Annotated in this window: 24 protein-coding genes; 9 read left to right on the top strand and 15 right to left on the bottom strand. The window is 63.5% G+C overall.

Features of this window, described 5'->3' with window-relative positions; all coding sequences use genetic code 11:
* Positions 1 to 35 precede the first annotated feature (35 nt).
* Positions 36 to 344 (bottom strand): DUF4148 domain-containing protein, encoded by a 309-nt coding sequence (locus U5A58_RS24300; RefSeq protein ID WP_321963362.1) that lies wholly within the window; start codon positions 342 to 344, stop codon positions 36 to 38.
* Positions 345 to 615: 271 nt separating this feature from the next.
* Between U5A58_RS24300 and U5A58_RS24295 the strand changes: the two genes are divergently transcribed.
* Positions 616 to 1221, top strand: coding sequence for a glycine zipper 2TM domain-containing protein (locus tag U5A58_RS24295; RefSeq protein ID WP_321913409.1), 606 nt, complete (start codon positions 616 to 618; stop codon positions 1219 to 1221).
* A 42-nt stretch (positions 1222 to 1263) separates the two neighbouring features.
* On the opposite strand, the gene U5A58_RS24290 is transcribed toward U5A58_RS24295, so the two are convergent.
* Positions 1264 to 2121: an oxidoreductase gene (locus tag U5A58_RS24290; RefSeq protein ID WP_321963361.1), complete on the bottom strand. Its 858-nt coding sequence runs from the start codon at positions 2119 to 2121 to the stop codon at positions 1264 to 1266.
* Positions 2122 to 2240: 119 nt separating this feature from the next.
* Here U5A58_RS24290 and U5A58_RS24285 point away from each other — a divergent pair, with 119 nt between their 5' ends.
* Positions 2241 to 3212: a LysR family transcriptional regulator gene (locus U5A58_RS24285; RefSeq protein WP_321963360.1), complete on the top strand. Its 972-nt coding sequence runs from the start codon at positions 2241 to 2243 to the stop codon at positions 3210 to 3212.
* 49 nt (positions 3213 to 3261) lie between these two features.
* On the opposite strand, the gene U5A58_RS24280 is transcribed toward U5A58_RS24285, so the two are convergent.
* The 3 genes from U5A58_RS24280 to U5A58_RS24270 all read right to left on the bottom strand — a co-directional run bounded on the left by U5A58_RS24280 (position 3262) and on the right by U5A58_RS24270 (position 5503).
* Positions 3262 to 3981, bottom strand: a complete 720-nt coding sequence (locus tag U5A58_RS24280) for a transposase (protein WP_321963359.1) — start codon at positions 3979 to 3981, stop codon at positions 3262 to 3264.
* Between the two features lie 206 nt (positions 3982 to 4187).
* Positions 4188 to 4565 carry a cupin domain-containing protein gene (locus tag U5A58_RS24275; RefSeq protein WP_321963358.1) on the bottom strand — a complete coding sequence of 126 codons (378 nt, stop codon included), beginning with the start codon at positions 4563 to 4565 and terminating at the stop codon, positions 4188 to 4190.
* A 95-nt stretch (positions 4566 to 4660) separates the two neighbouring features.
* A complete protein-coding gene (locus tag U5A58_RS24270) occupies positions 4661 to 5503 on the bottom strand; it encodes an AraC family transcriptional regulator (RefSeq protein ID WP_321963357.1) in 843 nt (280 codons plus the stop codon).
* 216 nt (positions 5504 to 5719) lie between these two features.
* Here U5A58_RS24270 and tatA point away from each other — a divergent pair, with 216 nt between their 5' ends.
* Both tatA and U5A58_RS24260 read left to right on the top strand, forming a co-directional pair.
* Entirely contained in the window at positions 5720 to 5947 is a 228-nt protein-coding gene (tatA, locus tag U5A58_RS24265; RefSeq protein WP_321963356.1) for a Sec-independent protein translocase subunit TatA, read from the top strand.
* Between the two features lie 116 nt (positions 5948 to 6063).
* Positions 6064 to 6474 (top strand): BON domain-containing protein, encoded by a 411-nt coding sequence (locus U5A58_RS24260; protein ID WP_321963355.1) that lies wholly within the window; start codon positions 6064 to 6066, stop codon positions 6472 to 6474.
* A 73-nt stretch (positions 6475 to 6547) separates the two neighbouring features.
* On the opposite strand, the gene U5A58_RS24255 is transcribed toward U5A58_RS24260, so the two are convergent.
* Complete coding sequence (locus tag U5A58_RS24255) at positions 6548 to 6868, bottom strand: DoxX family protein (RefSeq protein ID WP_321913272.1); 321 nt, start codon at positions 6866 to 6868, stop codon at positions 6548 to 6550.
* Between the two features lies 1 nt (position 6869).
* Positions 6870 to 7250: a DUF4267 domain-containing protein gene (locus U5A58_RS24250; protein WP_321963354.1), complete on the bottom strand. Its 381-nt coding sequence runs from the start codon at positions 7248 to 7250 to the stop codon at positions 6870 to 6872.
* A gap of 115 nt (positions 7251 to 7365) precedes the next feature.
* Here U5A58_RS24250 and U5A58_RS24245 point away from each other — a divergent pair, with 115 nt between their 5' ends.
* Entirely contained in the window at positions 7366 to 7947 is a 582-nt protein-coding gene (locus U5A58_RS24245; RefSeq protein WP_321963353.1) for a TetR/AcrR family transcriptional regulator, read from the top strand.
* Between the two features lie 101 nt (positions 7948 to 8048).
* Here U5A58_RS24245 and acnB read toward each other — a convergent pair whose 3' ends face one another.
* The gene (gene acnB, locus U5A58_RS24240; protein ID WP_321963352.1) at positions 8049 to 10634 is read right to left on the bottom strand and encodes a bifunctional aconitate hydratase 2/2-methylisocitrate dehydratase; all 2586 of its coding nucleotides are present in this window, start codon (positions 10632 to 10634) and stop codon (positions 8049 to 8051) included.
* A gap of 355 nt (positions 10635 to 10989) precedes the next feature.
* Here acnB and U5A58_RS24235 point away from each other — a divergent pair, with 355 nt between their 5' ends.
* The gene (locus tag U5A58_RS24235; RefSeq protein ID WP_321963351.1) at positions 10990 to 11280 is read left to right on the top strand and encodes a hypothetical protein; all 291 of its coding nucleotides are present in this window, start codon (positions 10990 to 10992) and stop codon (positions 11278 to 11280) included.
* Between the two features lie 127 nt (positions 11281 to 11407).
* Here the strand turns inward: U5A58_RS24235 and U5A58_RS24230 are convergent, their stop codons facing one another.
* Positions 11408 to 12199: an SDR family oxidoreductase gene (locus tag U5A58_RS24230; protein WP_321963350.1), complete on the bottom strand. Its 792-nt coding sequence runs from the start codon at positions 12197 to 12199 to the stop codon at positions 11408 to 11410.
* A 148-nt stretch (positions 12200 to 12347) separates the two neighbouring features.
* Here U5A58_RS24230 and gcvA point away from each other — a divergent pair, with 148 nt between their 5' ends.
* Complete coding sequence (gene gcvA, locus U5A58_RS24225) at positions 12348 to 13316, top strand: transcriptional regulator GcvA (RefSeq protein ID WP_321963349.1); 969 nt, start codon at positions 12348 to 12350, stop codon at positions 13314 to 13316.
* Here the strand turns inward: gcvA and U5A58_RS24220 are convergent.
* On the bottom strand, positions 13291 to 14127 hold the full coding sequence (locus U5A58_RS24220; protein ID WP_321963348.1) for an alpha/beta hydrolase: 837 nt from the start codon (positions 14125 to 14127) through the stop codon (positions 13291 to 13293). The two genes, gcvA and U5A58_RS24220, sit on opposite strands and share 26 nt — an antisense overlap.
* 16 nt (positions 14128 to 14143) lie before the next feature.
* A complete protein-coding gene (locus U5A58_RS24215; protein ID WP_415774286.1) occupies positions 14144 to 14755 on the bottom strand; it encodes a LysE family translocator in 612 nt (203 codons plus the stop codon).
* Positions 14756 to 14973: 218 nt separating this feature from the next.
* Between U5A58_RS24215 and U5A58_RS24210 the strand changes: the two genes are divergently transcribed.
* The gene (locus U5A58_RS24210; RefSeq protein WP_321963347.1) at positions 14974 to 15858 is read left to right on the top strand and encodes an oxaloacetate decarboxylase; all 885 of its coding nucleotides are present in this window, start codon (positions 14974 to 14976) and stop codon (positions 15856 to 15858) included.
* A 132-nt stretch (positions 15859 to 15990) separates the two neighbouring features.
* Here the strand turns inward: U5A58_RS24210 and U5A58_RS24205 are convergent, their stop codons facing one another.
* The 3 genes from U5A58_RS24205 to U5A58_RS24195 form a co-directional block, all read right to left on the bottom strand.
* Positions 15991 to 16971, bottom strand: a complete 981-nt coding sequence (locus U5A58_RS24205; RefSeq protein WP_321963346.1) for a helix-turn-helix domain-containing GNAT family N-acetyltransferase — start codon at positions 16969 to 16971, stop codon at positions 15991 to 15993.
* A 215-nt stretch (positions 16972 to 17186) separates the two neighbouring features.
* A complete protein-coding gene (locus U5A58_RS24200) occupies positions 17187 to 18491 on the bottom strand; it encodes an MFS transporter (RefSeq protein ID WP_321963345.1) in 1305 nt (434 codons plus the stop codon).
* Positions 18488 to 19678 (bottom strand): M20 aminoacylase family protein, encoded by a 1191-nt coding sequence (locus U5A58_RS24195; protein ID WP_321963344.1) that lies wholly within the window; start codon positions 19676 to 19678, stop codon positions 18488 to 18490. Before U5A58_RS24195 ends, U5A58_RS24200 begins: the two co-directional genes overlap by 4 nt.
* Before the next feature lie 161 nt (positions 19679 to 19839).
* On the opposite strand from U5A58_RS24195, the gene U5A58_RS24190 reads away from it, so the two are divergent.
* Complete coding sequence (locus tag U5A58_RS24190; RefSeq protein WP_321963343.1) at positions 19840 to 20793, top strand: LysR family transcriptional regulator; 954 nt, start codon at positions 19840 to 19842, stop codon at positions 20791 to 20793.
* Positions 20794 to 20850: 57 nt separating this feature from the next.
* Here U5A58_RS24190 and U5A58_RS24185 read toward each other — a convergent pair whose 3' ends face one another.
* The gene (locus U5A58_RS24185; protein ID WP_321913285.1) at positions 20851 to 21558 is read right to left on the bottom strand and encodes a GntR family transcriptional regulator; all 708 of its coding nucleotides are present in this window, start codon (positions 21556 to 21558) and stop codon (positions 20851 to 20853) included.
* Between the last annotated feature and the right edge of the window lie 94 nt (positions 21559 to 21652).

Genomic DNA, 21652 nt, shown 5'->3' with positions numbered 1-21652 from the left:
TAGTCTCGCGACGGAAGTCGTTGGATCGCGTCATCTCATCCAGGATGAAACGGCGGGCACTCCGTGTTGAACCAATCGTCGACCCGGCGCTGCGCCGCCTCCAGATCCGCGGGATAGTAGGGGTCGTTCCATGGTGACGGGTTGTAGCCCGCTTTTCTCAGAGCTGCGAGTTCGCTCTGGTGTTGCGCCATCGTCGCAGGCGCGTTGCGTTTAAGCGCGGCCAGGTCGCGGCACTGCGTTGGGCTCAGATGCGGCCCGCTTTGCGGCATGCCGCCGGCGGTACAGGCAGTCAACAGGAGCGCCAACGCGGTCAGCGCAGGGCGCAACGTTGGGTAGCGATTCATAGTGCGTCTCCACGCGTGTGATGGGCGCAACGCTAGCGGCACGATGCGACGGGCGCGCGTGACTTACGCGTTCATCTTGTCTTAGGCCACTCGGCGGACCCGGCGCAGTACGAAGTGAAGAAAGCGCCCGCGCCGTTCACCCAGCAACGGACTTTACACGTTGTTACCGTCGCGAAGCGCCCGTTTGTACGCGCTTTCCGTATACTGCCGCGCTTGTCGCCTTCCTCTTTACGCTTGTCGTGCCCGGCGCGGCGGCAATGCGAACCACACTGTGATGCCCATGTTCTCTACCAGGTCCGTTCTCACTGCCGCGCTTGTCGCCGCAGCAAGTCTCTCGTTGTCGGCATGCGTTGCCCCGGGATACACGCCGTACGGCGCACAGCAAGGCTACCAGGCCCAGTACAGCCAGCCTGCTTATGCACAACCGGGCACCGTGCAGCAACCCGCCTACGTACCGCCGCCCGCGCCGCAACAGCCGTATGACACGCAAAGCAACGGCCAGTACGGTTCGCAGTACAACTCGCAATACGGCAACCAATATGGCACGCAGTACGGCACGATCTCGAGGATTCAGCCCTTGAGTAGCGCGACTGGCGCATCGGGCATCGCCGGGGCCGTGGTCGGCGCATTGGCTGGTGGCGTGCTCGGCAACCAGATCGGCGGCGGCCACGGCCGCGATGCCGCTACCGTCATCGGCGCGCTGGGCGGCGCTTATGCGGGCAACCAGATCGGTCAGCAGATGGGCCAGCCCGCAGGATTCCAGATCGACGTGCAACTGAGCGACGGCTCCACCCGCGCGTTCAACGTGCCGACGCCCGGCGACCTGCGCCCGGGCGACCGCGTGCAGGTCAACGGCAGCCAGCTTGCGCGCTACTGATTCCGCCTGCTGTCGCTGAGCGGTCCTACCCGGGCGCGCCAGTTATGCGGCGAAATCGGTCGACGCAGACAGGTCGTTCCACGTTTGCGTTTCCTGCGTCACATAAGCATTTTTCGCAGCGATGGCGGCCAGGGTGTCCGTACCGAGCGGAAGGCGCAGCGGCGGGTTAGCCGCGTCGACGAGTGTGATCAATGCGGCAGCGAGCTTCGTCGGGTCGCCGGGCTGATTGTGATTCATTTGCACGGCCTTGCGGCGAACCGCGCCCGAGGTTTCGTCGTAATCGGCGATGACTTCGGGCGCCACGACCAGCGAGGACGCATCGAGAAAGTCGGTGCGGAAATACCCCGGCTCGACAACGGTTGCGTGAATGCCCAGCGGTTTCAGTTCGGCATGCAATGCTTCCGTAATGCCTTCGACGGCGAACTTCGTCGACGAGTACACGCCGAATCCGGCCGCGGCCCGATAGCCGCCAATCGATGAAATATTGATCACGTGACCCGCGCGGTTTGCGCGCATCGTCGGCAACACAGCGCGCGTGACGTTCAGCAGTCCGAATACATTCGTGTCGTACATGCGGCGCACGTCCTTGTCGGCGGATTCTTCGATCGCACCGAGCAGACCGAAGCCGGCGTTGTTAACGAGCACATCGACGCGGCCGAATTGCTCGAGCGCCAACTGCACTGCCTGCTTGGCCTGTGCCTCGTTGGTCACGTCGAGCGCAACCGGCAGCAACGCAGCCGACTCGCCCAGACGCTCAACGATAGCCTGCACGTTACGTCCGGCGGCCACGACAGCATTGCCGTTTGCGAGGGCTGCTTCGGCAATCAATGCGCCAATGCCTCGCGAAGCGCCGGTGATGAACCATACGCGTTTGAAGCCACCTTGTTGAGCGTCAGCCATGATGTCTCTCCTACGTGTGTGATGAGGTGACGCCATGGTAAGCGCGACGATTGACACGAACTAGCCGTATATTACTGGAGTGATAATCAACGTTTGCTTGCGAATCGGGGGCTCCGGAAATGAACGAAATTCGTGCGATCACCACTTTCGTGCGGGCCGCGGCGCTCGGAAGCCTGCGCGGCGCGGCGGTCGATCAAGGCATCTCACCGCAGGCCGCGAGCCATGCGGTGATGCAGTTGGAGAAGGAACTGGGCGTGCGGCTCTTTCATCGGACCACCCGCAAGTTGAGCCTGACCGAAGAGGGCCAGCGGCTTCTCAACAGCGTGGAGCCGGCGCTCGCCATTCTGTCGTCTGCGCTCGACGAGGCCCGGCGTTCGCAAGAGGATGTGGCCGGCATGCTGCGCGTGAGCGCGCCGCGTGCATTCGGGCTCCCGGTCCTGTGGCCGTACTTCGAGGAATTCCAGAAGCGCTATCAGAACGTGCAACTCGAAGTGCAATTCGACGATCAATTCACGGATCTCGTGACCGACCGCTCCGACGTGGGATTTCGCGGTGGACCGCCGCCTTCGGGTGGGTCGATCGCACGCCGGCTGGTGCCGATTCAGCTGATCGTGTGCGCTTCGCCGGAATATATCGAGCGCAATGGCGCGCCGCGCACGATTGAGGAACTCGCTCAACATCGCTGCACCGGGTATCGCCGCGCAAACACAGGAAAGCTTGCACAGTGGCAGTTCCGTATCGGCGACGAAATCGTCTATCGCGACGTGCCCGCCGCCATTTGCGTGAACGATACGGAACTGGAAACGCAGGCTGTGCTTTCGGGGCTCGGCATCGGGCAGTTGGGCAGCTTTAACGCCACGACGCATATTCGCAGCGGCCGGCTCATTCCGTTATTGGTGGAGCACGCCACCGAATACGGCACGATTTACATCTACTATAAGCATCGAACTGAACAATCGCTGCGCGTGAAGACGTTCATCGACTTCATGGTCGAGCGCATGGCCGGCAACCGGGACTTCTTTCTCGACGCGTCCGAACTTCGCGCTGCGCAGCAGCCTCAGCACAAGCGTGCTGCGAAGCGGCGTGGATAGTCGCCAGGCATTGCACCTCCCAAACGAGCAAGGTTTCCTGGCTTCTTCCTTAGTTGCCTTCGTGCGCAAAGGCGCTTGCCGCGCGAACCTTGGGCGGGCGGTCGCGCAGCAGTAGCGGCGTCAATCGCCGGTTGGCTGTCTGCGCCGCCCACTCGCAATACGCGGCGCTGCCGAGCACCCAACCCTTGAGCGTGGACTGCATCAGATTATCGACCTCGCGCTCATCAAGAGGCTGTGCGCCCAGATCGCGATATGACTCGTAGCGCTCGAACGGCGTATTGCCGAGCGCGCGATAGAGCGGATGTTCCTTGATGAAGCGATCGACGCGCAGCCCGACGTGGTGCGAGTAGCTCGACCACGCGTAGTTTCCCGGTTCGGCCGCGAGGCCAGCGCGCACCGGCGCATGATCGATGACCTGGCTTGCGAGCAGGAAATAGCGGTCGGGCTCGATCACGGTTGCGTGGTACCCGCCACGCCACACCGTACCGCGGCGTCCATGGCGGCGGTTGAAAGTTTCGACATAGCGACGGCTGACCGCCTGCATCGCCATGGCCACGCTCGACTCGTATGAAGGCGTGACGAGGAACTGCACCGCGTCGGGCATGAGCACCCACGCGTGGACTGCCAGATCGGCAACGCGCGCGGCGTCCGCCAGGCAGGCGAGAAAGTAAAGATAGTCTCCTTCGTCGAGAAATGCGGGCCCTGTGAGCCCCTGCAAGATAACGTGCTGCGGTTGTTCTGGGACGTAGTGCCGTGCGAGCCGTGTCATGCTGAATTAACCGGAAATCCGATAGGAGAAAGCGATCCGATTGGGGATCGGACGCTTGGGCGTTGTGTAACGTGAATACACGATCAAATTCTAGGGGTGGCGAGCGCGCCTCTGCGTTGCGAACAAGCCTTTTTTCTGGCCTCAGTTCACTGATTTGACGATTGCAAACGGCGTTTTTTATGCCGTCGCTGAATAGCAGCGAGACATCACGCGTTGCCAGTAGGAACGATTCCCGTTGCCTCGACCATCAGGATCACCGTTTTCTCTGGCGCTCGCGGGCGATGCAGCAGGCCTTTACGTACGACAAAAGCGTGTCCCGGACTCAACTCCACAAGGCGGTCCTCAAGATCAATCAGAAAGCGTCCGCTCACGACATAAAAGAACTCGTCCTCTGCGTCATGTTTGTGCCAGTGATATTCGCCTTGCACGACGCCCAGCCGAACCACCGACTGATTCACTTCACAGAGCGTCTGGTTGTACCAGGGATGCGTGTTCGCCGCCACGAGGGCAGGAATGTCGATGATTTCGCCGAATGAGTGGAGGACGTTAATACGGGTCAGATACGGAAAGGCATCGGTGCTCACATCAATCTCCATGAACGCTGGTTCGTGCGCGGGTTCGTATGGAACATGCGAGCCACTCTAGGCGATAGGCGTTCTGTGGGTCTTGCACCGGAGCGTCAGTCTTTGGTACGGGAGCGATCTTCGAGCAGCTGCGCGCGGTACGCGCCGGGTGTCAGACCCATCCGGCGACGAAAGACGCGCGTAAAGTGGCTTTGGTCGGTGAAGCCGGCGGCCTGGGCGATGGCTGCGAGCGAATCGTGGCGACGGGTCAATTGATCGCAGGCGAAGTCAATCCGAAGCTGGCGCACGTACTCACCCACCGTGCAGCCAAAGTGCTTGCGGAATTCGCGTGCGAGATGGTCGGCGCAAACGTGGTTGTCCGAAGCAATTTCATCCAGCGTCAACGACTCGCGAAAGCGATCGTGCAGCAATGCTTCCACGCGGCCGAGCCATCGACGCGCACCGACAACCGTTGCCGCACGCGGGACGGACCGCTCGCACGCTGCAAGAAGTTCGAGTACCAGACCTTCCACGGCCAACGGCGTAGCCGAATCCTGCTCGCGGCACTCGCGCACCAGGCGGCGCATGAACGACAGCGGCGCTCCGCTGGCAAAGTCATCCGGACGATCGAGAACCCGTGTGCGGCCACCAAGCCGCTGCAGCCACGCGGGCGAAAACTCGAGATGGAGTGCCCGTCCGCCGGACCCGTACCAACAATTTGCATGCGGTACGCCCGCGGGGAAAAACGTCAGTGACATCGGGCCGTCCTCGCCACGGCGTGTCGGCCAGGATCGTGTACCACGCCCGTCCAGCACGAAACAGAAAAACGGATTCACATGTTCGTGCTGCGGGATGATCAGATCCGTTGCGAAATGCGTCTCCACGACCGAGATGCCGTCATCGCCGTATTGCTGGGAGGTGGTGCCGAAGTAGTCGCCAGGTTCAAGTACCCTCAGCATGGGACGGCTCCCAAAGAAACGTTGCAGTCGATATTACACACTTCGATTTGTACTGGAGTGTATCGACTGCGTGCGTCGGTACATGCGTCTACAAAACGATCGATTCATGAAATGACTGGGATACACCCTCGCGTTCCAATAGCGCCTGGCGGGCCGCAAGGTTCATGTTATTTGTCGCGAGCGCAGCGCGCGACGGGAAAGTGAGGGATTTCAGCTATGGGTTCATTGAGCATTTGGCACTGGATGATCGTTCTCCTAATCGTGGCGCTAATTTTCGGTACGAAGAAGCTACGAAACATTGGCGGCGATCTGGGCGGTGCGGTGAAGGGATTCAAGGAGGGCATGGTGCAAAGCGAAACGCCCGAAACGCCGCGTGAATTGCCGCGCAGCGGCGCGGTCGACATGGAAGCAAAGGACGTGAAGCGTTCACGCGATTTCCGCTAACCATTAGCGTTTTAGTCTGATCCAGCGGTAGAACGGGGTAAAACGGACGATGAACGAGCGGGAAAATTCGGCCATTTTGCGCGCCGCCGGAGCAAGTGTGCGCATGGAGGTGCAATATGGATTGCGGCCGCTGCATCTCTGCGCGGCAACGACAGGAGGTGGTCATGAAATCGAACCTGCGATACGCCTTGTGTGCGTTTTTTCTGTTGACCGCTGCTGGGATCGCTCAAGCCCAGTCGGCGAGTGCGCCAATGGACGCGTCGATGGCGCCGTCCACGACGCAGGCAGCGCCCAGCGCGACGAAGTCGGACCGCGCACTCGCCCGTGCTGTGCGGCGTGCGTTGTCCAGAGCGCAAGGGTTCAACGTTTCCGGCGTTTTCGTTCGCGCGCGTAGCGGCGCCGTGACGCTGAGCGGAACGGTTCGCACTGGCGATCAGATCCGCCAGGCGGAAGAGGTTACGCGTTCGGTGCAGGGCGTCACTTCGGTATCGAACAAGCTAACGCTCTTTCACGGCGGGAACGGTTGAATCCACCGCGGTGGCAAACAGGCAGGACATCCGGTTCGTGCGCTGATTGCACGGGACGCAATCGGCGCACAGTTCACGTCGATAGGCCTGCAAGCGTGATTACGGCGACAAAGACACCAAGCGGCACCAGGTGCGTGAAGTCGCGGTGACGCAGAACAGTCAAAACCGCAGCCGCAATGATTAGCGCCCCAAGCGCCAGGCCAGCCATGCGACTGGCGGGAAGCGCAATCAGCAGGGCGCACGTCACTTCCAGTGTGCCGGTCAACCGGCCCCACCAGCGCGGGTAACCCCACCGGGCGAAATCGCTTTGCGCCGCGGGCGTGCCGATCGCGTTGAAGACGCCCGCGCCAAAGAAGCCGGCAACGAGAAGCCAGATCGAAAGCGTATGGATCATCTCAGCGCCCGCCCATCAGCAGCGACATTGCCGTGAAGACCATCACCGCGGCTGTCGCGCCGTGCATGCCGAAGGCGCTTTTGGCGGAGCCTTTCGCCGCCAGAATGACCAGCATGTCGCCCGCAGGGATGCAGGCTTGCGCAAGCAGCAGGATGCCGATCGCCAGAGGCGTGCCCCACACCATGAACGCGAGCACCGCCAATCCCGACGCAATGTCGCGCACGCCCTTGAGGCGAAGCCACCAGGCCATGTTGGCGCCGTTTTCGGGAAGCGGCAGGCCGAAACTGCGTGTCGCAGTCCTTGGCCTCACAAGATATAGGGTTCCGATCACGATAATCGCGACGGCGAGGAACAGCGCTAGTCCAATCGAAAGCTGACGCATCGCGTAGTCCTATGCTTCGGGGTGTAGTGGCGGAATATAATCTAGCATTGCTAGAATTTCAAGCTTCCGTATCATCGCGAGGCATGTGGACCATCGCAGTCAGGGAGACGAAAAGTTGAGTATCGCGGAGCGCAAGGGCAGGCAACGGGCAGAGCGCGAGTCGCGCATCGTCGCGGCAGCGCGGTTGATCGCTGAACGCGAAGGCTGGGATGCCGTAACGGTTCGCCGCCTCGCCGAAGAGATCGAATATAGCCAGCCGGTTCTCTACTCGCATTTCGAGAACAGGGATGCAATCGTGGCAGCGGTTGCCGTCGAGGGTTTCCAGGAGCTTGCCGTCGCGCTTCAGGACGTAGCGCGTGGATCGACCGGGCAACAGAACGCCCTCGAAAATGTCGCCATGGCCTATCTCGGCTTTGCCTTGCGTTGTCCTGCACTCTACGAGGCCATGTTTACCCTGCCGACGAATCTGCTGTTTGCTGAGGCCGAGACGCGGCCAGAACTGCGCGCGGGTTTCGAAGCGCTTGCATCGGTCGTCGCGCCGTTTTGCACCGATGTCGAAGACGTGACCGAGGCGTTTTGGGCCGCCCTGCATGGGCTCGCAGAACTCGAACGTTCAGGCCGAATCCGTCCCGGCGCGCGGGTTGCACGCATCACGTGGGTGGTTCGGGCAGTTGTTGGTTCCGGTAATCCTCGCTGAAATGAAAAATGGCGCCGCAGGCATTGAGCCTGCGGCGCCATTGCGTGGCGCTACGGTGGGGCGCTACAACAAAACCCCCGCACCGTACTCCAACATGACACTTACATCGTCACCGTATCGGCCACTTCCTTGAAGTCTTCGATCTTGTCGAAGTTCATGTACTGATAGATCTTGTCGCCGTTGGCGTTGAGCACGCCCATGTCGGCCATGTACTCTTCCTTGGTCGGGATCTTGCCCAGACGCGAGCAGATCGCTGCCAGTTCCGCCGAGCCGAGGTACACGTTCGTGTTCTTGCCCAGACGGTTCGGGAAGTTACGCGTCGAGGTCGACATGACCGTTGCGCCTTCGCGCACCTGTGCCTGGTTACCCATGCACAGCGAGCAGCCCGGCATTTCGGTACGCGCACCCGCCGTGCCGAACACGCCGTAGTGGCCTTCCTCGGTCAGCTGCTTCTGGTCCATCTTGGTCGGCGGCGCGACCCACAGCTTGACCGGAATGTCGCGCTTGCCTTCGAGCAGCTTCGACGCGGCACGGAAGTGACCGATGTTGGTCATGCACGAACCGATGAACACTTCGTCGATCTTGGCGCCGGCCACGTCCGACAGCGTCTTCACGTCGTCCGGATCGTTCGGGCAGGCCACGATCGGCTCGTGAATGTCGGCCAGATCGATTTCGATGACGGCAGCGTATTCTGCGTCCGCATCCGGTTGCAGCAATTGCGGGTCGGCGAGCCACGCTTCCATCGCCTTGATACGGCGCTGGAGGCTGCGCGGGTCCTGGTAGCCCTGGGCGATCATCCACTTCAGCAGCGTGATGTTGCTGTTGAGGTATTCGATGATCGGTTCCTTGTTCAGGTGCACCGTGCAACCGGCAGCCGAACGCTCAGCCGACGCATCCGACAGTTCGAACGCTTGCTCGACCTTCAGGTCGGGCAGGCCTTCGATTTCGAGGATGCGGCCCGAGAAAATGTTCTTCTTGCCTTGCTTGGCGACCGTCAGCGTGCCGGCCTTGATGGCCCACAGCGGAATCGCGTTGACGAGGTCACGCAGCGTGACGCCCGGCTGCATCTTGCCCTTGAAGCGCACGAGCACCGATTCCGGCATGTCCAGCGGCATCGTGCCGGTAGCGGCCGCGAAGGCGACCAGGCCCGAACCTGCCGGGAAGCTGATACCGATCGGGAAGCGCGTGTGCGAGTCGCCGCCGGTGCCGACGGTGTCGGGCAGCAGCATGCGGTTGAGCCACGAGTGGATCACGCCGTCGCCCGGACGCAGTGCGATACCGCCGCGCGTGCTGATGAAGTTCGGCAGCGTCTGGTGCGTCTTGACGTCGACCGGCTTCGGATACGCTGCCGTGTGGCAGAACGACTGCATCACGAGATCCGACGAGAAGCCCAGGCACGCCAGGTCCTTCAGTTCGTCGCGGGTCATCGGGCCCGTGGTGTCCTGCGAGCCGACCGAGGTCATCTTCGGTTCGCAGTACGTGCCCGGGCGCACGCCCTGGCCTTCCGGCAGGCCGCATGCACGGCCAACCATCTTCTGCGCGAGCGAGAAACCCTTGCCGCTGTCGGCCGGTTGTTGCGGCAGGCGGAACAGCGTCGACGGTGCGAGACCCAGCGCTTCACGCGCCTTCGAGGTCAGGCCACGGCCGATGATCAGCGGAATGCGGCCGCCGGCGCGCACTTCGTCGAACAGCACGTCGGACTTGACCGTGAATTCGGCGATGACTGCGCCGTTCTTGATGGCCTTGCCTTCGTACGGGCGCAGCTCAACGACGTCGCCCATTTCCATCTGCGACACGTCGAGTTCGATCGGCAGTGCGCCGGCGTCTTCCATCGTGTTGTAGAAGATCGGAGCGATCTTGCTGCCCAGGCACACGCCGCCAAAGCGCTTGTTCGGGATGAAGGGGATGTCTTCACCCGTGAACCACAGCACCGAGTTGGTGGCCGACTTGCGCGAGGAGCCGGTGCCGACCACGTCGCCCACGTAGGCGACCAGGTGACCCTTTTCCTTCAGCGATTCGATGAACTTGATCGGGCCGCGCTTGCCGTCTTCTTCCGGGGTGATGCCGGGGCGCGCGTTCTTCAGCATGGCGAGCGCGTGCATCGGGATGTCCGGGCGCGTGGTGGCGTCCGGGGCCGGCGACAGGTCGTCGGTGTTGGTTTCGCCCGTCACCTTGAACACGGTGATGGTCAGGCTTTGCGGCACTTCCGGACGGCTCGTGAACCACTCGGCGTCGGCCCAGCTTTGCAGCACGGCCTTGGCGTTGGCGTTGCCCTTGTCCGCCAGTTCCTTGACGTCGTGGAACTGGTCGAACATCAGCAGGGTTTTCTTCAGCGACTCGGCGGCCACCGTGCCCACTTCGGCGTCGGCCAGCAGTTCGATCAGCGGGGCGATGTTGTAGCCGCCCAGCATCGTGCCGAGCAGTTCGGTGGCGCGAGCGCGCGAGATCAGCGCGCAGGCGGTTTCGCCCTTGGCCACGGCGGCGAGGAAGCCAGCCTTCACGCGGGCAGCTTCGTCAACGCCTGCGGGCACGCGGTTCGTGATCAGGTCGACCAGCGTTTGCTCTTCGCCCGCGGGCGGGTTTGCCAGCAGTTCCACCAGTTCGGCGGTCTGCTGAGCCGTGAGAGGCAGGGGGGGAATGCCGAGCGCGGCGCGTGCGGCTACGTGAGCGCGATAGTTTTCAAGCATTGGGGGACCTACTGGTATTGCGTTTGAAGGCGAAGGCTTTTCGGGCGCTTCGATGCTTTTCCAGGCACTGCTTTGAGCGCAATTTTAATTGGAATGCCGTCTAACGTCAAATGTCTTATGTCTTATATAAGAGTTAGGCTAGACCCCAATGGCGGCGTGGAAAAGCCTGCGATTTTGCCGGAGAGCTTGCGGCCGGACGCTTTGCAAAGCTTTCGATTCGCTTTCTTAACGGGGGCAATCACCGCCTGCTGCGCGCAGCAGGGCCCGGCATGCTCCATGCATCGACGCAGGTGTGCGCGCGAGGCGTGAGGAAAACGGCTCGCGCGCTCCGAACCGGCAAAGGAGGCAGTCGATCATGAAGTCAACCCCACGCTACGAAGTGAATGTTTGCGGCGGCGATTTCCAGCATGTGAGGGAATGCTTTCGTGCATGGAAAACGGAAACGCTCATCTACCGCCAGGACCAGAAGATGTTCGAGGGCCGCAACGAGGTGCGGCCGCTGGCCAGGCGCGAGTACGAGAACACGGAGCAGGCGCGCAAGGCGCTGCAAAACGCTTGCACCCCGCACGATCGCTACGCGCTGGCCGCCGAAGTGAGCAACGGCGAGCGCGACATGTGGATCGTGATGGCGGCTTATCGGGAATGAACGATGGGCGCAGCCTCGGCGCGAGCCGGGGCGCGCCGGTGCGAGGCTGAAAGAGGGGAGCGGGGTAGAAAAATTACAAGCGCGGCGCGCGGCAATTGCAATTGCCGCGCACGAGAGCGGGATCAGATCAGGCGTGGCGGCCGGCCATCACGCCGCCGTCCACGGGCAGCACGGTGCCCGTGATCCACGAGGCGTGGGGCGAGGCGAGAAAGAGCATGGCCTCGGCAACATCCGCGGGCTGACCGTTGCGCCCGAGCGGATGAAACGCGTTGAACCCCGGCAGCGTTTTGCTGACCTCGTCCTCGGTCATGAAGGTGCGATAGACCGGCGTTTCCACGACGCCCGGCGCGACGGTATTGATGCGGATATGCGCGGGCGCGAGTTCGATGGCGAGATTGCGCGTGAGCGCATGCACGCCCGCATTCGCCGCCGAATAGGCCGCGGAAGGTGTGGCGCCGATGGCCTGCAGCGCCCAGAGCGAACCTGTTTGCACGATGGCGCCGCCGCCGCGTTTGAGCATGGCTTTGGCAGCGGCCTGCGCCATGAAGAACTTGCCCTTGAGGATCGTGTCGAGAAAGCCGTCGTATTCGGCCTCGGTCACGTCGAGAAACGCTTTGGGCCGGAAAATGCCGGCGTTGTTGATGAGAATGTCGACTCCGCCGAACGCCTCGGTTGCGAGGTCCACCAGCGCAACCGCAGTGGCGGGCAACGCGATGTCGCCGGCATGAAAGCGCACGCTCGCGCCCGAAGGGTCGATTTGCTCAGCCGCTTCACGCAACTTCGCCTCGTCGCGCCCGCCGATGACGACGCGCGCGCCGCCCTTTACGAGCCGCGCGGCGACTTCCTTGCCGATGCCGGAGCCGCCGCCGGTAACAATGGCGACCTTGGACGCAAAATCAAAAGAAAAACTATGGGTCATGGTGGACTCCTCGAAGTCACGGAATGGAGGGCGACGCTGGCGCAATGGAACCCATCTGCCGCTACGTCTACAGCGCCCATTCTGTTCCCGTGCTCATGCCGCCACAAATCAGATATTCTGTGTCTCATTGATAGAAAAACTTTAGATCATGAAGACGCCGGTCTACCTCAACGCCATGCGCGCATTCGAAGCGAGCGCGCGGCATCAGAGCTTTTCTGCCGCGGCGGCCGAGTTGAATGTGACGCCTGCCGCCGTTGGCCAGCTCGTGCGCAGTCTCGAAGACTGGCTCGGCACGCCCCTGTTCGTACGCAGCAGCGGCGGACGCGCGCGGCTGGTGGCGACGGAAGTGGCCGAGCGTGCGCTGCCCGACATCCGCGCGGGGTTCGATCGCTTGAGCCTCGGGCTGGAGCGCTTGAAGGAAGGATCGGCGAACGGCGTGCTGACGGTCACGGTGAGCCCGGCGTTCGCCGCCAAATGGCTCCTGCCGCGCATCGACCGCTTTCAGGCCGAGTGGCCGGACACCGACGTGCGTCTGGACACGAGCCTGAAACTGCTCGACTTCGTTGCGCAGGGCGTCGATATCGGCGTGCGCTATGGGGCGGGCGCGTGGCCGGGGCTCGCTGCCGAAAAGCTCATGGACGAGGAGATCTACCCCGTCTGTTCGCCTGCCGTGCGCCGCGCCGGCAAATGGCGCGCGCCGCGCGATCTCACCCGCGCGCCGCTCATTCACGATCTCTCCGTGGACAGCCATGCGGGCTTTGCTTCGTGGCAGGCGTGGTTCGGGAGCGTGGGGGTGACGCTCGCACCAGCCAGCCGCGGCATGAAGATCAACAACTCGGCTGCGGTGCTGCAAGCCGCGATAGAGGGCCACGGCGTCGCGCTCGCGCGCAGCGTCATGGTGCGCGACGATCTGGCCGCTGGCCGGCTCGTGCGTCTCTTTCCGGAAGTCACCTTGACATCGGCGCTGGCGTATTACGTGGTCTATCGGCCCGAATGCGCGAGTCTGCCTCGCCTCGTGGCGTTTCGTGATTGGCTGAAGGACGAGGCGCGACGCGGTGCGCAAGCGTCGCCAACGCGTGTTCGCGGCGCACTCAAGGCGCCAGCATCCACGAAGTGATGTCATGCACGACTTCGCTTTCGATGCCGTTGAAGCCGTGATACGCAAGCGCCCCGCACGCCTCGCCGCGTGAAGTACCACCGGAGACGAGCGTCAACTTCGTTCTTGGCGATTGCGTGAGCTTTTGCATGAGCGCGTCCGTATCGGATACCGGGCACAGCCTGCAGGCGTCGTCCTTGTTGTGCACCACGAGCACGGGAATCTCGAGCGCGGCGAGGTTCATGCCGGTGACCGGGTCGCCGCCCCGGTTTTCGCGCAGGATGGTCGAGGTGAGCACGATGCCGTCGGGGCCTGCGCCGGGGTTTGCGTTCGAATTTGCGCTATTCGCGAGCGCAATGGCGATGGCCGCCACCGACTGCGTGCCGCGGCTCGTGCCGACGAGCCAGACCGGCACGTGTAGTTGCGCACGCAACCATGCGATCACGGCGCGCGCGTCCTCGGCGTGTTCGGGCGTGAGGCGAAAGCCGTCCAGGTAGGGCGGCGACTGCCGGTCGCTCGGTGCGTCGACGACCGCCACGGCAACGCCGTCGTCAACGAACAGCGTGCGGGTACGCACGAGAAGGTTGTTGGCGCCCCAGCCGAAGTTTCCCTGCGGGTCCAGTTGCAGGCCGCCATGCCCGCCTGCGTAAAGAATCGCAACTGCCTTCGGCGCCTCCGGCGTGATGAAAAGAAAGCGCTGGGTGACGCCGGGCCGCGTTGGAATGTCGACGACCTTGGGCGCGCTTTGCGCGTGGGCCAGAAAGGACGACACTGCGAGCGCGAACGTCAGCAGCGACGCACGCAGCCATTGTGAAGCGATGCGCCCGCCCATCACTGCGTGGGCTAGCTCAGCGCCCTGCGAGCATGCGCCCGCCGAGCCCGATCAGCACAACGCCCACTACCGAGTCGAGCGCGGCTTTGCGCCTAACGAGGAACTGTCGCACTGAGGGATGCGAGGCGAGCAGGGCCATCGTGCAATACCAGGCGCACGAGATGAGAATGGCGATCACGACGACGGCCACCTCGAGCCAACGCGGCGCGGCGGCGGGCACCATCAACGCGAAGATGCTGCCGTAGAACGCAATGGCCTTGGGATTCGTCATGCTGACGACATAGCCTTTTTTCGCGGCCGCCCAACCCGATGCGCCCGCCTGCGTCGAGACCTCCAGGGGTTGGCGCGCGGTGAGGAGCATCTTCGCGCCGAGCCAGATGAGATAGGCCGCGCCCGCGACGCGCAGCCCGGTGCCGATCCACGCGACATGAGCGACGATCAGGCTCAAGCCCGCGATGGCGATCCACGCCCACGTGCCTGAAGCGGCGGCGAGGCCCAGGCCGGTCGCGAGACCCGCGCGGCGCGAAGCCACCGCCGTGGAGGTGACGATGACGAAGTTCGGTCCCGGGCTGGCGACGCTCAGAAGCAGCACGCCCGAAAGCGCGAGCAGGACATTGAAATAGTTCACGATGGCAGGTTCCGCGGCAGGTTCGATGCGCGTTCAATCGACGCGTCGATCAGTTCGTCATGATACTCCGCGCGACTCCGTGGTTTGGCTCAGTTGCCTTCAGCTGAGGTATTGTTTTGTTTGGCTTGGGCTGGGCTTCTGCCGCTTGGCATACGTCGTGCGAATGTCTGAGCCATCTGAAAACCGACTGAACGAATCAACTGAACGGAGCCATCGCCATGACCACCTCTACTGCCGCGCGCCGCGCCGCTTTCCGCGCCAAGGTCAACGAACGCCGCGGCCTGCTCGTGCCGGGCGCCTTCAACGCCATGAGCGCCCGCGTGATCGAGGACGCCGGCTTCGAGGCGCTCTACCTCACGGGTGCGGGCGTGACCAACATGTCGTTCGGCCTGCCCGATCTCGGTTTCGTCGGGCTCTCCGACATTGCCGAGCACACGGCGCGCGTGCGCGACGCCGTCAACCTGCCGCTCATCGTCGACGCCGACACGGGCTTCGGCAACGCGCTGAACGTGCGTCAGACCGTGCGCACGCTCGAGCGCAGCGGCGCCGACGCGATCCAGTTCGAAGACCAGATCATGCCGAAGAAGTGCGGCCACTTCGCCAACAAGGAAGTGATCGGCGCAAGCGAGATGGTCGGCAAGATTCGCGCGGCCGTGGACGCGCGCGAAGACGGCAACCTGCTCATCATGGCGCGCACCGACGCGGCCGCCGTGCACGGTATTGAAGACGCGATTGCGCGCGGCCATGCGTTCATCGAGGCGGGCGCGGACATTCTCTTTATCGAAGCCACGGAAAAGCTCGAGGACATCGAGCGCCTGCCGAAACTCATCGACGCCCCGCAGCTCATCAACATCGTGATTGGCGGCAAGACGCCGGTGCAGTCGCGCGAAGCGTTGGCGGGCCTCGGCTACGCGCTGGTGCTGTACGCGAACGCGGCACTGCAAGGCGCGGTGGTCGGCATGCAGCGGGCGCTCGGGCAATTGCGCGCGAACGGCCGTCTCGACGAAGATGCGAATATCGTCGCGCCGTTCGCCGAGCGTCAACGTCTCGTGAACAAGCCGCTCTTCGACCGGCTCGATCGCGAGTACGCACCGAAGGACTGAACGCCCACACCCCGGCATTTTGAGGAACAAGAGGAGGAGACACGCATGTCGAATGAAGCGGACTCTGCGCGGCGATTTCGGTGATCGTGTCGCTGCGCATGCCTGAAACGCGCGGGCGCCGGGCAGTGCCAGTTAGCGGGCGCGGCGCCTCACGAAGCGCTGCTCCGTGACCTGCGTGCCCCACTGGCTTCCTTCGAGTTCCTCCGCCAGTTCGAAGCCGAACGACTCGTATAGATGCCGCGCGGCGTCGAGGCCCTTGAACGTCCACAGGTAAGTCTCGGCGTAGTGCGCATCGACGAACTGCATCGCGCTCGTCATCATCTGCCTGCCGATCCCGGTGCCGCGCAGCGAGTCGTCCACGATGAACCAGCGCAGATGCGCGACGCCTGCGTTGCCGTGCTCGTTTCCGTCGATGGCAAGCGAAGCCAGTATGCGATCGCGCTCCACCGCGAGCCACAGCGCACGGCCTTGCGCCGGCAACGCGCCGGCGAATTCGGCCAACTCCGTCGCTACCTTCTTTTCGAAGTAAGCGCCAAAGCCCCAGTTCGCTGCGTAGAACCGCGCGTGCAGACTCGCAATGTCGCCAATACAGCCGGGGCGGTAGCCTTCCACGACCTGTACGCCCGCTGTCGACGCTGTCGTGCTTTCCTCGTTGGGGTTGTCGTGCGCGAGCGCGTCGGCGTAGAGCGCGAGCGCGCGCACGAGCGCCTGTTGATCGGCGGGAACCAGCCGGCGCAGTGCATTGGAAACCTGGTCCGTGGCGAAGCGGTCGATCTTTGCGCGCAGCTTTTGGCCCGCCGCGCTCAGGCTCAGTTCAGAGGAGCGCGCGTCGTCGTCGGCGGTCTTGCGTTTGACGAGACCGGCCGCCTCGAGCCGCGCGACTTGGCGGCTCGTATTCGACTTGTCGAGCCGCAGGATATCGCCCAGCGCCCGCGCATTGATGCCAGGCTGCGCGCCGATCTCGATGATGGCGTGCACGGCGGAAGGGGCGAGATCGCTGTCCGCGAGCGTCGTGCGCATGAAGCCCAGTTCGCGCACGAGCCGCCGCGAGAACTCGCGCAGCTCGAGAATGGTCGTCTCGCGGGGCTGGGCGGGCACGTCGACAAAATCCATGAGGGACTCCGCTATGGTCTTCTTGCGATTGGTTGCGACTCGCAACCATTAAAGGCCAATATAGGCGGCCATGACGGATAACGCAAGTTCGGAGCGCTGGCGGGAAATTGCCGTTCGACCCTTCAGTCGTTCAGGCTTCAGAAGCGAAAGGGCGGGCTACGCAATCCGCGTTCGCCCGCCCTTTTTTCAAAGCGGCGTTCTTGTGGGTCGACCGTTCAGTCGATTACCTTGTTGCCGGTTTCCTCGAACAAGGAAACGGCGATGAGCGAAATCAGCACGCAGCCGATCATGTACCACGCGGGCGCCATCTTGCTGCCCGTGACATGGATGAGCCAGCCGGCCACGAGTTGAGCCGTGCCGCCGAACACCGACACCGCTATCGCGTACGCGCTCGACATATAGCCTGCGCGCAGATGCTTCGGAAAGTTTTCCGGCATCAACGCGTAAGCGGGCGCGGAGCCCATCGTGTAGCAGAGCATGAGCACGATGAGCGCGCCGAGCACGACCGGCAGCGAAGGAAAGTGCGTCATGAGCCAGAACGCCGGGTAGAGCAGCAGGATCAGCGCGACGCGACCGATCACCGTGAGCGGCTTGCGCCGGCCCATGCGGTCCGACCACGCGCCGTAGATCGGGCACATCACGAGCGAGATCGTGCTGGACGCGACGCCCGCGAGGATCGACATCTTCGGTGGCAGTCCCAGGTATTGAATGCAGTAGGTCGGCATGTAGTACATCATCACGTACGTCGACACCGACATGCCCATGACCGCGAAGATCGTGAGGAACCAGTTGCGCACGTACAGGCCGCGCTTCGGGTCGTTGCGGTCCGCGACCACGCGCTGTGCGGGCGGCTCCTCGCGAATGTGCCGGCGCAGATAGATGCCGACCGGCGCGATGAGCGTGCCGAGCAGAAACGGAATGCGCCAGCCCCAGCTATGCATCGTCTCTGCGGAGAGCAGAAAGCCAAGGCTTGCCGCAAGACCCGAGCCGAGCAGCGCCGCCGCGCCCTGGCTGGCAAGCTGCCAGCTTGCGCGAAAGCCGCGGCTCGCTTGTCCGCCCATTTCGAGCAGCGTGGCCGTTGCCGCGCCGAATTCGCCGCCTTGCGCGAAGCCCTGAACGAGGCGGGCGAGGACGATGAGCAGCGGCGCAGCGATACCGATCTGCGCATAAGTGGGCGCAAGACCGATGGACGCGGAACCCACCGCCATCAGCAGGATGGTGAGCGTGAGCGCCGGCTTGCGGCCCGCGCGGTCGGCGTAGCGGCCGAGCACGATGCCGCCGAGCGGGCGCATGACGAAGCCCACGGCGAACACCGCGAACGCGAGCAGCAGCGACGTGACCTGGCTGTCGGCCGGAAAGAACTGATGGCCGATCGTGAGCGCGAAATAGCTGTAGACCGTGAAGTCGAAGAATTCGAGCAGGTTGCCGATCACCGCCGCGAGAACGATCTTGCGCTGGTAGCCAGGCGAGAGTGCGACTTCGTCGGCTGTTTTCAGAAGTGGTTCAGTGGCGGCGTTCATGCACGGTCCTTGCTGAGGAAGCGTTCGACGAGACGCGTCCAGAACGCAGCGCCAATGGTCAGGTTCTCGTCGTTGAAGTCGTAGCGCGCGTTGTGCAGCATCGGCCGGCCTTCGCCATTGCCAAGGCGTACGAAACAACCGGGGCGCTGCTGCAGGTAGTACGCGAAGTCTTCGCTACCCGCGATCGGCGGGAACGGCGCGATGACGTGCTCCGGCCCGACCAGTTCCTCGGCCACCTGGCGTGCAAATTCGGTTTCGGCTTCGCTGTTGATGAGCACCGGATAGCCGCGGATAAAGTCGATGTCCACCTTCGCGCCGTAGCTTTGCGCCTGCGCCTCGACGAGCGCGCGGATGCGCGCTTCGAGCGTCGCGCGCACTTCGGGCGAGAACGAGCGCACGCTCATTTCGAGCACGGCGTCTTCGGGAATCACATTCGGCGCATGGCCCGAACGGAACGCGCCAACGGTCACGACCGCGGCTTCGTTCGGGTCGACGTTGCGCGACACCACCGACTGCAAGGCCATCACGATGCTGCTGCCCACGAGCACCGGGTCCACGGCCAGATGCGGGCGTGCCGCGTGGCCGCCCTTGCCGTGAACGCGCAGCTTGACGGTGTCGCACGCGGCCATGAGCGGGCCGGCGCGAAAGCCGAACGTGCCGGTTGGCACGCCCGGATGATTGTGCAGGCCGAAGATCGCTTCGCAGGGGAAGCGATCGAACAGGCCGTCGGCGATCATGCGCTCGGCGCCGCTGTCCGAGCCGGCTTCCTCGGCGGGCTGGAAGATCAGGTGGACCGTGCCGTCGAAGTTGCGCGTTTTGGCGAGTTGGCGCGCCGCGCCGAGCAGAACCGCGGTGTGGCCGTCGTGGCCGCATGCGTGCATCTTGCCCGCGTGCACGCTTGCATAGTCGAGGCCGGTCAGCTCCTGGATCGGCAGGGCGTCCATATCGGCGCGCACGCCTACCGTGCGCGCGCTCGTGCCCGCCTTGAGCGACGCCACCACGCCGTGGCCGCCCACGCGGCGCGTGACATCGTAGCCCCAGGCTGCGAGCTTGTCCGCGACGAAGCGCGACGTGTCGGCTTCCTCGTACGAGAGTTCAGGGTGCTTGTGGAGGTGATGACGGATTTCGTCGAGTTCCGATCGGGCTTCGGCCAGGTCGGCGACTTCGCAGTAGTGGTGCTCGCTCACGGGGACTCCTTATTGGAATTGGTTTGGGCAAAAGCCGAAGGCCGAGTATTGCATCGACGAAAAACTCGACCCATGACGGAAAAGCACCGAAAATGTTGACTTGAAGTCAACGGTTGATTGTCGCGGCGCAGCAGGGCAATGCGCGCAAAAGGAGCCACGCAGTGCGGGGAAAAGCAGATCGGGAAGATGCGGCGCGAGGCGCGATTGACGATATCGGCGAGCGGCCGTTGCGCTATCTGGCCGAAATCGCGAGTGCGGGCGGCGTGCGCATGGCCGCCGAGGCGCTGGGCGTCAACGCATCGGTCATCAGCCGCCAGGTGGCGGCGCTGGAGCGGCGGCTGCGCTTTTCGCTGATCGAGCGGCGCGGGCGCAACGTGGCCGTGACCGAGATCGGTCAGGTGCTCGTGGATCACTATCGCGACGGCCAGCGCCGCCAGCGCGATCTGGCCGCGCGCCTGGAGGAGTACCGGCACTTGAGGCGCGGGCGCGTGGCGCTAGGCGTGGGCGAGGGCTTCATCGGCAATCTGATCGCGCGAGCGCTGCAGCGATTTTCGATGACGTACCCCGACATTCTCGTGGAGATCCGCTCGGGGCCGACGCCGGTCGTGCTCTCGCTCGTGCGCGACGACGTGGTCGATATCGGCCTCTGCACACGCACCTCCAACGACCCCGCCATGCGCATTCATCCGTTTGCGTCGCGGCCGCTTTGCGCGCTCGTCGCGCCCTCGCACCGCTTTGCGAAGTTGCAGAAGGTGGCGCCCGCCGAACTCGCCGGCGAGCGACTGATCTTCATGACCGAGTCGTTCGGCGTGCAGCACTTCGTGCAGTCGCTGTTCGACGACGCGCGCCTGAATGTGATGCCCGCCTATCGCGTGGATCTCTTCAATACGGCGCAGACGCTCGCGGCCGCCGGGCTCGGTGTGGCGTTCATGTCGTCGATCACGGCGCGCCGCGGCATCGATCTGGGCGAACTGGTGGCCGTGCCAATCGATCATCCGATTGCAGCGGGCTTTTCAAGCCAGATGGTCACGCGCGTGGGCCGCAGGCTCTCGCCCGCGGCAGATCACCTGAGGAAGCAGCTGGCGCAGAGTTTTCTGGAGTCGGCGGAGAAGTAACGGCGTGTCGTTGCGTGTGCAACGGATCGGGTCGGTAGCGGCTCGGTTGCCGATCTATTATTCCTGCGCCGAAGGCGCATCCCCAATCCTCAACACCGCGTCGCGTTTGGCGAGCAAATGCTGCCGCAAGATCGCCGCGAGCCGTTTGCCGTCACGCGCGTCGAGCGCTTCGAGCATTTCGCCGTGCTCATGAATCGCGCGATCCCACTTCGGGGTCTCGAAGTTCGAGCGAAACCGCAGCGCCTGCAAGCGGCGGTTCACGGCGATATACGTTTGCCGCAGCGCCGAATTGCGCGCCGCTTCGTTGATCTTGTCGTGAATCGCCTGATTGCGGCTGTAGTAACCGGCCAGGTCGTTCTGCGCGCGGCAGGCGAGCATGGCGTAGTGCAGCGCCTTGATCTCGGCGATCTCGGCCGCGGTGATCCGCTCGCAAGCCAGTTCGCCTGAAAACGCTTCGAGTCCGCTCATGAGTTCAAAGGTCTCGCGCAGTTCCGCCTCCGACATCTTCGAGACCGAGGCGCCGCGATTCGGCGAAATCTCGATCAAGCCTTCGGACGCGAGCACCTTCAGCGCTTCGCGCAACGGCGTGCGCGAAATGCCCAGGGTTTCGCACAGTTCGCGTTCATTGAGCTTGCGGCCGGGCTCGAGCACGCCTTCCACGATGAACCGCCGCAGATGATCGACGACGGTGTCATGGAGTTGCTGGCGCGGAATAGGCGGCAGTTCCGGGCTAACGGCGACGGGGTTCAGGTTCGGGTTTTGCATGCAAAAGGCATTTCCATCGATTTTCAGCGAATTCTAGCCCAAGGACAGGACCCCAAAGAAGCATGCTGTGATTGGGGTAAACCACATCGGAATT

It is taken from the genome of Paraburkholderia sp. J7, assembly GCF_905220155.1.
Classification (GTDB): domain Bacteria; phylum Pseudomonadota; class Gammaproteobacteria; order Burkholderiales; family Burkholderiaceae; genus Paraburkholderia.
This window is presented reverse-complemented; position numbering and strand designations above follow the sequence as displayed.